General features: G+C 40.9%; 11 protein-coding genes and 1 tRNA gene. 10 read left to right on the top strand and 2 right to left on the bottom strand.

What is annotated here, in order from left to right; all coding sequences use genetic code 11:
• Positions 1–373: 373 nt before the first annotated feature.
• Both T546_RS0109865 and T546_RS0109860 read left to right on the top strand, forming a co-directional pair.
• Positions 374–967 (top strand): lactate utilization protein, encoded by a 594-nt coding sequence (locus tag T546_RS0109865; protein ID WP_026891468.1) that lies wholly within the window; start codon positions 374–376, stop codon positions 965–967.
• A 228-nt stretch (positions 968–1195) separates the two neighbouring features.
• The gene (locus tag T546_RS0109860) at positions 1196–1579 is read left to right on the top strand and encodes a VOC family protein (protein WP_026891467.1); all 384 of its coding nucleotides are present in this window, start codon (positions 1196–1198) and stop codon (positions 1577–1579) included.
• A 274-nt stretch (positions 1580–1853) separates the two neighbouring features.
• On the opposite strand, the gene T546_RS0109855 is transcribed toward T546_RS0109860, so the two are convergent.
• Positions 1854–1924 (bottom strand) — tRNA-Gly (locus T546_RS0109855).
• Between the two features lie 153 nt (positions 1925–2077).
• Here T546_RS0109855 and T546_RS0109850 point away from each other — a divergent pair.
• The 5 genes from T546_RS0109850 (at position 2078) to T546_RS0109830 (ending at position 9605) form a co-directional block, all read left to right on the top strand.
• Positions 2078–3997 (top strand): DNA gyrase/topoisomerase IV subunit B, encoded by a 1920-nt coding sequence (locus T546_RS0109850; RefSeq protein WP_026891466.1) that lies wholly within the window; start codon positions 2078–2080, stop codon positions 3995–3997.
• Positions 3998–4038: 41 nt separating this feature from the next.
• A complete protein-coding gene (locus T546_RS0109845) occupies positions 4039–6273 on the top strand; it encodes a DNA gyrase/topoisomerase IV subunit A (RefSeq protein WP_026891465.1) in 2235 nt (744 codons plus the stop codon).
• 160 nt (positions 6274–6433) lie between these two features.
• The gene (asd, locus tag T546_RS0109840) at positions 6434–7522 is read left to right on the top strand and encodes an aspartate-semialdehyde dehydrogenase (protein ID WP_026891464.1); all 1089 of its coding nucleotides are present in this window, start codon (positions 6434–6436) and stop codon (positions 7520–7522) included.
• A 60-nt stretch (positions 7523–7582) separates the two neighbouring features.
• A complete protein-coding gene (locus tag T546_RS0109835; RefSeq protein WP_026891463.1) occupies positions 7583–8644 on the top strand; it encodes an aldose epimerase family protein in 1062 nt (353 codons plus the stop codon).
• A 76-nt stretch (positions 8645–8720) separates the two neighbouring features.
• Positions 8721–9605 carry a DMT family transporter gene (locus T546_RS0109830; protein WP_026891462.1) on the top strand — a complete coding sequence of 295 codons (885 nt, stop codon included), beginning with the start codon at positions 8721–8723 and terminating at the stop codon, positions 9603–9605.
• A 13-nt stretch (positions 9606–9618) separates the two neighbouring features.
• On the opposite strand, the gene T546_RS0109825 is transcribed toward T546_RS0109830, so the two are convergent.
• Entirely contained in the window at positions 9619–10101 is a 483-nt protein-coding gene (locus T546_RS0109825) for a YbaK/EbsC family protein (protein ID WP_026891461.1), read from the bottom strand.
• 156 nt (positions 10102–10257) lie between these two features.
• On the opposite strand from T546_RS0109825, the gene T546_RS0109820 reads away from it, so the two are divergent.
• The 3 genes from T546_RS0109820 (at position 10258) to T546_RS0109810 (ending at position 13641) form a co-directional block, all read left to right on the top strand.
• Entirely contained in the window at positions 10258–12315 is a 2058-nt protein-coding gene (locus T546_RS0109820; protein ID WP_026891460.1) for a DNA topoisomerase, read from the top strand.
• Between the two features lie 12 nt (positions 12316–12327).
• Positions 12328–13014: an LbetaH domain-containing protein gene (locus T546_RS0109815; RefSeq protein ID WP_026891459.1), complete on the top strand. Its 687-nt coding sequence runs from the start codon at positions 12328–12330 to the stop codon at positions 13012–13014.
• Between the two features lie 147 nt (positions 13015–13161).
• Complete coding sequence (locus T546_RS0109810) at positions 13162–13641, top strand: MarR family transcriptional regulator (protein ID WP_026891458.1); 480 nt, start codon at positions 13162–13164, stop codon at positions 13639–13641.
• Positions 13642–13654: the final 13 nt, after the last annotated feature.

Raw genomic sequence — 13654 nt, 5'->3', positions numbered from 1 at the left:
GTAGCGCCAGCAGGACCAGTAGCGCCGGTAGCGCCAGTAGCGCCAGCAGGACCAGGACAGCCTCTAGGGCCTTGAGGTCCGCAACAGCAATTTTTATTACAACAATGATTGAAATCAGTATCTCTATAATTATACATTTAAATCATCTCACCCCTTTTTATCGGTATAATAATAAAATAAATTATTACATATTCAATATATGTGAAATTGTACAAGTATGTTAAATTAGTATATCGTAGAATTATTGTACATTGATAGATTAATATTGAAAGTTATTAGGTTTAATGGTATCCTATTCATACAGATGAATAGACTTTGATGAATAAAAATTTTTATTATAATCAAAGGTGGAATAAAAATTGGAGATGAGTTTATGGATTATTCGCAGATAAAAAAGAACTTTGAGCGGCATGGATTTACAACACAAGTTTTTTCTACAAAAGAAGATGTCTGTTGTTACCTTACCGATATTTTACAAAATCAAACGATTGGATTTGGGGGAAGTGAAACTTTGAAGGAAATGGGATTATTTGAGGCTCTACAACAAAAAAATGCTGTTGTATGGCACAATAAGATTCCAGGCATGGAAGTGCGTAAACTTGCAAATTGTGCAGACATTTATATATCCAGTGCAAACGCAATAACGGAGACGGGAGAGATTGTAAACATTGACGCAACAGGAAATCGTGTTGCAATGACTGCTTTTGGACCTCAATCCTATTATTACATTATAGGCAGAAATAAAATTACAGCTAATATTAGCGAAGCTTATTCCCGGTGTAAAAATGTAGCTGCACCCTTGAATGCGAAACGTTTAGGAGCAAAGACGCCATGTGCGGTTAGGGGAGATAAATGTTATGATTGTAACAGTCCTAACCGGATTTGTCGTATTATTTCGATAATTGAACGTGTACCATTGGGTATGAAGTGCGAAATTATCTTTGTGGATCAGGAATTGGGGTATTAATCTAACCGGTTGTAATCATAATGACTGTTTGTTAAATGTAAATACGAAAATAAAACTACCAGCTATTAGTATTCTGAACTGGTAGTTTTTTATTACATAAAACCAATAAAGCTGATATTTATCTTAACTAATACTATGCTCAAAGTCATTTATAATTATTATTGAGGTCCTATGTAACTATTTTCTTTGTTACAATTAAGAAAATGATAAGGAGAATATAGAACTAAAATGACTATAAGATTAAAAACTGTAATATTAGAATGCCGTGATATACCGCAATTACTGTCTTTCTACACAGGTCTTTTGAATTGGCCAGTTGTATATGAACAAGAAACCTTTGTAGGAATACATTCTAATGATGAAGAAATGGGAATAGCTTTTCAGTATGATGAAAATTATATCCCTCCAGTTTGGCCATCACAGCTAGGGCAGCAACAGATGATGGCTCATTTAGATTTTGCTGTAACTAATAAGCAAGAATTAAAGGAAGCAATGGAAAAAGCAACTATGTTAGGTGCAAAAATCGCTAATAAGCAATATGGTGGTGAAGAGTGGGTCACTATGCTTGATCCTGCTGGTCACCCGTTTTGTTTTGTTGTTTGGAGTGAATAATAAACAATGTATTTGTTTCTGAAAGCAGTATTCCAAAATAGAATGCTGCTTTTAAATTTATATTTTTTCCATTGCAAAGGAGAGTTCAAAATTGCTATGGAAATATTACGATTTATAGGCCTCGTTTGAACCCTTAAAACGTGTTGTATATCGTGTTGCATTTCATTATAAAATGATATAAAAATTAACAATATATCAGTAAATGTTATGAACGCAAACATTGAAAAACCCTAGTATTTACAAGGAATTCTTGTATATACTAGGGTTTTAAAACAGCAGATAACGGGAATCGAACCCGCCTCCTCAGCTTGGGAAGCTGATATTCTACCGATGAACTATATCTGCATACTGATTTTAACTAATAAATATTATATCACACACAGTTAGTGGAATTCAATCCATTTTTACAAAAAATGGAAAAAGAATCTTAGTAACTTGCCAAAAATGGAAAAAGCATTGTATAATGAAAGCTGATTATACGAAATGTGGAGGAGTATCATGGCAAAAACGCAGTATAATGCGGATAGTATTACCGTATTGGAAGGCCTTGAGGCGGTACGAAAACGTCCTGGAATGTACATTGGAAGTGTAGGGACAAAGGGATTAAATCATTTAATTTACGAGATTGTAGATAACGCGGTGGACGAGCATCTGGCTGGTTATTGTGATCAGATATGGGTGACGCTGGAATCAGATGGTTCCTGTACCGTAAAGGATTCAGGCCGAGGAATCCCGGTAGAGATGCACAAAAAAGGTGTTTCAGCAGAACGAGTGGTTCTATCTACCCTTCATGCAGGCGGTAAATTTGACAATGATGCCTATAAAACCAGCGGCGGTCTTCATGGAGTAGGTTCCTCTGTTGTAAATGCGCTGTCTGCCCACATGAAAATTAAAATATATAAGAACGGTCTGATTCATTACGACGCATATGAGCGGGGCATACCAACGGTAGATCTGATGGATGGCCTGCTTCCTACGTTGGGAAAGACAAAAGAGACAGGGACTGAGATTAATTTTCTTCCGGATGTGGAGATTTTTGAAAAGATACGTTTTAAGGCAGATTGGCTTAGAAGCCGTCTCCATGAAACAGCCTATTTAAATCCAAACCTAAGAATTACTTATATGAATAAAAGACAGGGCGAAGAGGAAACGGTGATTTACCATGAACCGGAAGGAATCGTTGCCTATGTAAAAGAATTAAATGCTGGGAAAGAAAAGATGCACGATCCCATTTATTTTAAAGGGGTGGTTGATAAAGTTGAAGTGGAAGCAGCCATTCAGTTTGTGGATACCTTTGAGGAGAATATTCTTGGATTTTGTAATAATATCTTCACTCAGGAAGGCGGAACCCATTTAGCTGGCTTTAAGACCCGTTTTACCCAGATGATTAACAGCTATGCAAGAGAGCTTGGAATCTTAAAAGAAAAGGATACAAACTTTACGGGAGCAGATACGAGAAATGGACTGACGGCTGTGGTTGCAGTAAAGCATCCAGACCCCATTTTTGAAGGACAGACAAAGACAAAACTTGCCAGCGCGGATGCCACAAAAGCTGTATTTACCGTAGCGGGAGATGAGCTGCAACGTTATTTTGACCGTAATCTGGAGGTTTTAAAGGCAGTCATAAGCTGTGCGGAAAAGTCTGCTAAGATACGAAAAGCCGAGGAAAAGGCAAAGACTAATATGCTTTCCAGATCCAAGTTTTCCTTTGACAGCAATGGAAAGCTTGCTAACTGTGAGAGCAGGGATGCCGAAAAGTGCGAAATCTTCATCGTAGAGGGAGATTCTGCGGGAGGCTCTGCGAAAACAGCCCGTAATCGTCAGTATCAGGCCATTTTACCTATCAGAGGTAAAATTTTAAATGTAGAAAAAGCTTCTATTGACAAGGTTTTGGCCAATGCAGAAATTAAGACCATGATCAATACCTTTGGGTGTGGCTTTTCCGAAGGCTATGGCAATGATTTTGATATTACAAAGCTGCGCTATGATAAAATCATACTGATGACCGATGCCGATGTGGATGGAAGTCATATTGACACCCTCCTTTTGACCTTTTTATACCGGTTTATGCCGGAGCTTATTTATGATGGACATGTATATATCGCCATGCCTCCTTTGTTTAAGGTTATTCCAAAGCGTGGTGCGGAACAGTATCTCTATGATGAGAAAGAGCTGGAGCGTTACCGCAGGACCCATTCCGGTGATTTTACCCTCCAACGTTATAAAGGTCTTGGAGAAATGGATGCAGAACAGCTTTGGGAAACAACACTTGATCCGGAGCGGCGTGTGCTTAAGCTGGTGGAAATTGAGGATGCCCGTATGGCTTCTGAGATAACAGAAATGCTCATGGGAAGCGAAGTGGCTCCCAGACGACAGTTTATTTATGAGCATGCTGATGAAGCGGAGATTGACGCATAAATAGTTAGATGTCCTGAAAAGCGGACAAAAAGAGAGGAAATATGGCAGAAAAAATAATTAGAACAGAGTATTCCGAGGAAATGCAGAAAAGCTACATGAATTACTCCATGAGTGTAATCACAGCCAGAGCAATCCCGGATGCAAGAGATGGATTAAAGCCGGTACAGCGGCGTGTATTATATGATATGAGCGAGTTGCGTTTAAACCACGATAAGCCCCACAGAAAATCGGCGCGTATCGTGGGTGATACCATGGGTAAATACCATCCCCATGGTGACAGCTCCATTTATGAGACTCTGGTAGTGATGTCCCAGATATTTAAAAAAGGGATGCCTCTTGTCAATGGACATGGAAACTTTGGTTCCATTGAAGGGGATGGCGCGGCGGCGATGCGTTATACGGAAGCCAGACTTGAGAAATTTGCTGAGGAAGTTTATTTAAAGGATTTAGATAAAACGGTTGATTTCATTCCTAACTACGATGAGACGGAAAAGGAGCCGGAGGTACTTCCGGTAAGAGTTCCTAATCTTTTGATTAACGGTGCCGAGGGTATTGCCGTTGGAATGAGCACCAGCATACCTTCCCACAACCTGGGAGAAGTCATTGATGCAGTCATGGCATACATTGACAATTCAGACATTTCCATTCAGGAGCTGATGGAATATATGCCAGGGCCTGATTTCCCAACTGGAGGTATTATTGCAAATAAAAGCGATCTGCCTGCCATTTATGAAACCGGTGTAGGTAAAATCAAGCTTCGCGGCCGCATTGAAGTGGAGCTTGGAAAAAGAAAGGCAGATAAGGACAAGCTGCTGATTACTGAGATTCCTTATACCATGATAGGTGCAGGAATCAATAAATTCCTGGTTGATATCGTAGACCTTGTGGAAAGCAAAAAGCTTACAGATGTAGTGGATATCTCCAATCAGTCCAATAAAGACGGGATCCGTATCGTTCTCGAACTTCGTAAGGATGCCGATGTAGAGAAAATCCGTAATATCCTATATAAGAAGACAAAGCTGGAAGACACCTTTGGAGTCAATATGCTGGCCATAGCTGGCGGCAGACCGGAAACTCTGAATTTAAAAGGAATTTTAAAGAATTTCCTGGACTTCCAGTATGAAAATGCCACGAAGAAATACCAGGCACTTTTAGACAAGGAGCTGGAGAAAAAAGAGATCAAGGAAGGTCTTATTAAGGCCTGCGATATCATTGATCTTATCATTGCAGTTTTAAGAGGCTCCAAGAACCTAAAGGATGCAAAAAACTGCCTTATGACCGGTGATGTGTCCAATATTAAATTCCGGGTCAGCGGATTTGAAGAAGATGCGAAAAAGCTTTGCTTTACGGAAAAGCAGGCCAGTGCCATTTTGGAAATGCGTCTTTATAAGCTGATCGGACTGGAGATTCTTCAGTTGGAGAAGGAATTTAAGGAAACTCTTGAAAAAATTGCATTATATGAAAAAATTCTTTCCAGCAGAAAAAATATGGATGAAGTAATTAAAGATGATTTAAAAGCCATTAAGGAAGAGTATGCGACTCCAAGAAGAACGGTGATTGAAGACGGCAAGGAAGCAGTTTACGATGAATCTGCCATCGCTGTTTCAGAAGTGACCTTTGTCATGGACCGGTTTGGCTATTGCAAAATATTAGAAAAGAATACCTATGACAGGAATAAAGAAACCATTGAAACCGAGAGTCAGTATGTGGTAAACTGTTTCAATACGGATAAGATCTGTATTTTCACCAACACTGGAAACTTACATCAGGTGAAAGTTCTTGATATACCGGCTGGAAAGCTGAGGGATAAAGGAACTCCGATTGAGAATTTAAGCAAGTTTGACGGGACAAGGGAACAAATCATATACTTATGTCATGCGGAAGGATTAAAGGGGCATAAATTCCTGTTTGCAACGAAACAGGCTCTTATTAAGCTTGTTCCAGGAGAAGAGTTTGAGACCAATAACCGAATGGTAGCTGCAACAAAGCTTCAGGACGATGATTCCGTTATCAGCATACAGCTTTTAAATGAACAGCAGGATGTGGTACTCCAGACATCAGCAGGTATTTTCCTGCGCTTCCGTGTGGAAGAAATATCTGAGATGAAAAAGAATGCCAGGGGTGTCCGGGGAATTAAGCTGTCTCCGGGAGAGGAACTGGAAGCTGTGTATCTTCTGGGAGAAGATCCTGTGATTCGTTACAAAGAAAAAGAGGTTCACTTAAACCGGCTGAAAGCAGGTAAGCGAGATGGAAAAGGCAGCAAAGTTCGCCTTTAGTACGTTACCACGAAATACATTTTAAAGAAATGTCTTTGTGACACGAACAAATGTATTTTTATCGCGAATAAATATTGATTTTTCTTTCACTTTGTTATAGGATAGTTAAGAATTTAGCGTATTAGGATATTACAATTTGGAAAGAAGTGAGGAGAAAGCGATGGAAAAGAAATTGCAAGTTGGCATCTTGGGAGCAACCGGAATGGTAGGACAGAGATTCATTTCTCTGCTTGAAAATCATCCCTGGTTTGAGGTAGTGACAGTAGCAGCAAGTCCACGCTCTGCCGGAAAAACATATGAGGAAGCTGTGGGTGACCGCTGGAAAATGACATCACCAATGCCTGAATCTGTGAAAAAGTTAACGGTCATGAATGTGAACGAAGTGGAAGCAGTGGCTTCTGGCGTTGATTTTGTATTCAGCGCAGTCGACATGTCAAAAGACGAGATTAAGGCCATTGAAGAAGCTTATGCAAAAGCAGAAGTACCTGTTGTATCCAACAACAGTGCCCATAGATGGACTCCGGATGTACCGATGGTAATTCCTGAGATCAATCCAGAGCATTTTGAAGTGATCAAAGATCAGAGAGACCGTCTGGGCACTAAAAAAGGCTTTATTGCAGTGAAACCAAACTGTTCCATTCAAAGCTATGCTCCCGTACTTACCGCATGGAGAGAGTTTGAGCCTTATGAAGTAGTGGCTACCACTTATCAGGCGATTTCCGGTGCAGGCAAGAACTTTAAGGATTGGCCGGAGATGGTAGGCAATGTGATTCCATTTATCGGCGGCGAGGAAGAAAAAAGCGAGCAGGAGCCGCTGCGTCTTTGGGGTGAGGTCGTAGACGGACAGATCGTAAAAGCCAGTGAACCGGCTATTACATGTCAGTGTATCCGTATTCCCGTTTTAAATGGACATACAGCCGCTGTGTTTGTAAAATTCCGTAAAAAGCCAACCAAAGAAGAACTGATTGACCGCATCCGCCAGTTCAGTGGCCTTCCACAGGAGCTTAAGCTTCCAAGTGCGCCAAAGCAGTTTATTCAATATATGGAAGAAGATAACCGTCCACAGATCACACTTGATGTGGATTATGAAAACGGCATGGGAATTTCCGTGGGCCGTTTACGTGAAGATACGGTTTACGATTATAAATTTGTGGGAATGTCTCACAACACCGTCCGTGGGGCAGCAGGCGGAGCCGTTCTCTGTGCAGAGCTTTTAACAGCCAAAGGATATATATCGGCTGGGAAATAATAAAACCATGAAGCCCCTTTTATAAGGGGCTTTTAGGAAAAGGTATATGGAGGAAGCAAAATGGCATACAAAAAAGAACTTTGGGGAAACATGCCGGATGGCAAAGAAGTGTATTTGTATACACTGGAAAATGGAAATGGAGTTTCTGCTTCATTTACAGATTTAGGAGCCGTGTGGGTCAGTATGTTGGTGCCGGATCGGGAAGGAAATAAGAAGGATGTGGTGTTAGGGTATGATACCGTAGCCCAGTACCTGGAAAATCCCCCTCATTTTGGAGCACCCATTGGTAGAAATGCCAACCGGATCGCAAATGCTGCATTTGAAATCAACGGCAAAGAGTATCAATTGGAAGCCAATAATGGTGTCAACAATCTACATAGCGGTTCTGATCTTTATCACTCCCGGCTGTGGGAGGCTGAAGTTGAGGAGGCAGAGGAAGGTACGAAAATCAGCTTTTCTCTTTTCTCACCTGACGGAGATCAGGGATTCCCTGGAAATGCTACCATTACAGCAGCCTATACCCTGACTCAGGATAACAGCCTGATTCTTTCCTATCATATGGTTTGCGACCAGGATACAGTGGCTAATTTTACCAACCACAGCTATTTTAACCTTGATGGTCAGGATGGCAAAAATGCAATGAAACAGCGTGTCTGGATCGATGCAGATACTTATACCAGAGCAGATGAAGGCTCCATTCCAACCGGCGAGATTACACCTGTAAAGGGAACTCCAATGGATTTCACCCAGATGAAGCCAATTGAGCAGGATATTAATGAGGATTACGAAGCATTGATCTTTGGCGGCGGCTTTGACCACAACTGGGTGCTTAATCATCCAGAGGGAGAAGTTTCCTTATGTGCTGCAGCAGAATCTGATAAAACAGGCATCCGTATGGAGGTATACACCGATTTACCAGGAATGCAGTTCTACACCGCTAACTTTTTAAAGGACGGGATGACAGGAAAAGGCGGAGCTGTTTATGAAAAACGCTGCTGCTACTGTTTTGAGACCCAGTATTATCCCAATGCCATCAACAATCCTGAGTTTCCATCTCCCCTATTAAAAGCTGGAGATGAATATCAGACCGTAACGATTTATAAATTTTCTATCGCAGAATAATATCATACATAGAAAATAATCCAGGGACGCAGGGTGCTGCGCCCCTGAACTTATGTGAAAGGACTTTGCTATACATATGAATATACAGGACGGAAAAGGAATTAAGGCACTGTCAGCCCTTGGTCTTATAGTGACCACAATAATATGGGGTAGCGCGTTTGTGGTGATGAAAAATTCAGTCGATATTATTTCTCCCACCTATTTACTGGCTCTGCGTTTTACCATTGCTTCTATGGCACTGGTCGCAGTATTTTTTAATCGCCTTAAGCTGGTAAATAAAACAGAAATACTATGCGGCAGCCTTTTGGGCGTGTTTTTGTTCGTCAGCTATCTGCTTCAGACTTATGGGGTGAAGTATACCACTGCCAGCAAAAATGCATTTATCACTACGCTATACGTGATTATAGTACCTTTTCTGCACTGGTTCTTTAATAAAAAAAGGCCCTCTGTGAACAATATAGGCGCAGCCGTCATCGCTGTATTCGGACTGGCCCTTATTTCACTGGAAGGCGATCTTTCTATTAACATAGGTGATTTACTGACACTTTTCTGCGGTCTGTTTTTTGCGTTCCATATCGTATTTGTAGACCGGTATACGGATCATCACGATCCGGTGAGGCTGACCGTGATTCAGATGGTGGCAGCTGCAATCCTTAGCTGGATTTTGGCACCGATTATGGAAGGAACACAGGATTTTACCGTCATCAATGGTTCCATGCTCATTGGCTTATTGTATCTTGGTATATTCAGTACCATGATCTGCTTTCTGCTTCAGAATGTGGGACAGAAGCACCTAAGCCCAAATACTACTTCTATTATACTGTCCTTTGAAGCAGTATTTGGCCTGGTATTTTCAGTCATATTCCTGGGAGAAGAGGTAACCCCTAAACTCATGGCAGGGTGTATCTTATTGTTCGCCTCTGTAATCCTGTCAGAATATCAGAGAAAGAAGAAAGCATGATCGGTGTGATCAATCAGGATGCATCTGTTATTTTACACACATCGATCCATTCCAAAGCACCTGATAGCATGAAAAGCTCTTCACAGGTCAATTCAATGGCGGAATTGGAGCTTCCGGCAGCCGGAAAAACGGTTTCAAATCTTTGCATGGAGATATCTAAGTAGGTAGAAACCTGTTCCGGGTTGGCAAAGGGGCAGACGCCGCCTATTTCATGGCCGGTTAGTAAGGAAACCTCCTCAGCTGCCAGCATTTTTGCCTTGTAGCCAAATGTCTTTTTAAACTTTGCGTTATCAATTTTTGTGTCTCCCGCAGTAACCACCAAAATGCAGCTGTCTGAATCTTCCTTACGAAAGGACAGGGTCTTGGCAATGCGGGCGGGAGATACATCAAGGGCTTTGGCGGCCAGTAAGACCGTAGCACTGGATACCGGGAATTCCTTTACCTGGCAGTCTCTGCCATAGTCTTTTAAATACTCTTTTACCTTCTGTACTGACATGGTTCAACACTCCTTTTAATAAAATTGTAAACCATTGTACCATTGATATTCCTATTTTTCAATGGTATAATAAGTTTTAAACGGTCAAATATTTGCTATTCCAAGGGTTTGATGGTATAATAGTCAGGTTACTAAAAAAGAGCAGTAGGGAGTTATATGTCGAAATCGTTATACATTGCAGAAAAACCAAGTGTAGCGCAGGAATTTGCCAATGCTCTGAAAGTAAAGGGAAGGCGCAGTGATGGTTATATTGAGTCTGATGAGGCGATTATTACCTGGTGCGTAGGCCATCTGGTGACCATGAGTTATCCGGAAAGCTATGATCCGAAGTTTAAGCGGTGGAGCTTGTCTACCCTTCCGTTTCTTCCAAAAGAGTTTAAATACGAGGTAATTCCCAGCGCTGAAAAACAATTTAAGATTGTAAGCAGCCTGCTGAACCGTTCGGATGTAGACGTGATATATGTCTGCACTGACTCCGGACGGGAAGGAGAATACATATACCGCCTGGTTGCCCAGATGGCGGGAGTTAAGGATAAGTGCCAAAAGAGGGTATGGATCGACTCCCAGACAGAAGATGAGATTTTAAGAGGAATTCGTGAGGCAAAGGATTCTTCTGAATATGATAATCTCTCAGCTTCCGCATATTTACGGGCAAAAGAAGATTATCTCATGGGAATTAATTTTTCCCGATTGCTTACACTAAGGTATGGACAGCATATTTCCAACTATATGCGGAGTGGGAAAAATACAGTCATATCGGTTGGCCGTGTCATGACATGTGTCATGGGAATGGTAATCCGTAAAGAAAGGGAAGTCAGAGGCTTTGTAAAAACTCCCTTTTACCGGGTTGTGGGTACATTTTTAAAGGACGAGCTGGACTTTGAAGGAGAGTGGAGAAGCGCTCCAGGGTCTAAATATTTTGAGTCCCCTTATCTTTATAAGGAGAATGGTTTTAAGGAGCGAAAGCATGCGGAAGAATTGATTAAAATTTTAACTTCTGCGGAGCCCCTGGAAGGAACCGTAGCTTCCATTGAAAAGAAAAAAGAAACGAAAAATCCGCCTCTTCTTTATAACCTTGCAGAGCTCCAAAATGATTGTTCCAAGATGTTTAAGATCAGTCCTGATGAGACCTTAAAGGTAGTACAGGAGCTTTATGAAAAGAAGATGGTTACCTATCCCAGAACCGATGCCAGAGTGCTTTCCAGTGCGGTTGCAAAGGAAATCCATAAAAATATCGGTGGGCTGAAAGGCTTTGAGCTGTTAAAGGATGCAGCTTCTGAGGTTTTGGAAAAAGGTTCTTACCGTAATATAGAAAAGACCAGATATGTCAATGACAAGCAGATCACAGATCACTATGCTATCATACCTACCGGGCAGGGCCTGGGAGCAATGAAGGGTCTTTCTCCCCTGACTTATAAAGTCTATGAAGTTATTACCAGGAGATTTTTAAGCATTTTTTATCCGCCGGCTGTTTATCAGAAATATTCCCTGGAGCTGGTGGTGGGCAAGGAGCATTTTTATTCCAGTTTCAAGGTCATGCTGGAAGCGGGATATTTAAAAATTGCTGACGTGTCAGGCATGAAAAAGAAAGCTCAAGAGGATAAAGACGGGGGAAAATCATCGCCTGAGGAAAATTCAGATGAGAAAGATACTGATACACCTCAAAAGAATATGGATAACCCTGCGTTCATTGCCATGCTTGGCACCTTAAAAAAGGGAATGGCTCTTTCCATTAAGGAATTTACCATAAAGGAAGGGGAAACATCCCCGCCAAAACGCTATACCTCCGGTTCCATCATTCTTGCTATGGAAAATGCGGGACAGTTGATTGAGGATGAGGAATTAAGGGCTCAGATCAAAGGAAGCGGCATTGGAACCAGTGCTACCAGGGCGGAGATTTTGAAAAAGCTGTTTAATATCAAATATCTTTCCCTGAATACGAAAACACAGGTAATTACCCCAACATTGCTTGGAGAGCTGATTTATGATGTAGTAAATGCATCTATTAAACAGCTGTTGAATCCAGAGCTTACAGCAAGCTGGGAAAAGGGTCTTACTTATGTTTCCGAAGGTTCCATTACCTCCGAAGAGTACATGCAGAAATTAGAGAATTTTGTTGCCGGACGCACCTCTGGGGTGCTCAGGCTCAATAACCACTACGATCTTCGCAGTGTATTTGATGCAGCGGCAGCTAATTATATTAAAGAAAAATAGGAGATTACAAACATGAAAAAAGAAGATATGACAAACCAAGATCTATTTGATACAAACTATACTGTTGCAAAATTATTATTTGAGCAGACAACATATCCTTGGGAAGTTCTTCCTAAAATCAGTGAGTTCATTGTTTCTTTAGGAGAGCGTCTTCCTAAAGATGAGTTTGTACATGTAGGAAAGGCTGTATGGATTCATAAATCTGTAAATCTTCCGCCAACAGCATGTATGGGTGAGCACGTAATTATCTGTAAGGGAGCTCAGATCCGTCATTGTGCATTTATCAGAGGCAATGCCATCATTGGTGAATTTGCAGTGGTTGGAAACTCCTCTGAAGTAAAGAACTCCATTCTTTTTGACGGCGTTCAGGTTCCTCATTTTAACTACGTAGGAGATTCCATTTTAGGATATAAGTCTCATATGGGTGCTTCTTCTATCGCTTCCAATGTGAAATCAGACAAATCTCTGGTTACTGTACACGCAGAGGATGGAGATATCGAGACTGGCCTTAAGAAATTTGGAGCCATCCTTGGTGATTATGCAGAGGTAGGCTGCGGTGCAGTTTTAAATCCAGGAACTGTAATCGGACCAAAATCCAGCATTTATCCCCTTTCTTCTGTAAGAAGCTGTGTAGATGCAAACTCTATCTACAAAAATCAGGGTGAAGTTGTAGAGAAGACTGTAACAGAAGAAGAGTAATGAATTGTAATCTCAGATAAGAGATAGAACAACGTGCAAGAGAGGGGCTGTCTCGGTGAGAGATGGCCCCTATTTAAAATGGTTTCGCATGATAAGAAGAGAATTATTTATAGTGTAAATTGTTTCTTCACAGTGGGAGGTTTGGCAATGGATAAAGAAGAACATGTCATTATGGGATTGAGGGATTTGTTAAATAAGATGTCCTGGCTGAATAAGATTAAGATGGAAGACGTACTTAAGGACTATAAGGCTTCCGAGGTGCATTGCATTGAATATATTGGTAGAAATTCAGATTCTAACGTGACAAAACTCTCAGAGTCCTTCTATATGACCAGAAGCGCCATGAGTAAAATAACAAAAAAACTGATGGAAAAAGGTTTTATTGAAAGTTATCAAAAGCCAGATAACAAGAAGGAAATCTATTTCAAGCTTACCAATAAAGGAAAAGAACTATATGACATCCATGAGAGCCTTCACAGAGAATTCAAGAAGCGTGATGAGGCTGTTTTTGAGCAAGTTACGGATGAACAGTTTGACAGCATGCTTCGTTTTATAGAAAGCTACAGCAGTCATTTGGATGAAGAAATAAAGAAACTTGATTCTGATATTCATTCAGAAAAAATTTAATTATATATTGTAA

This window comes from [Clostridium] aerotolerans DSM 5434 (assembly GCF_000687555.1).
GTDB classification, from domain to species: domain Bacteria; phylum Bacillota; class Clostridia; order Lachnospirales; family Lachnospiraceae; genus Lacrimispora; species Lacrimispora aerotolerans.
Note: the sequence above shows the minus strand (reverse complement) of the source record. Positions and strands in the feature narration are given on the sequence as shown.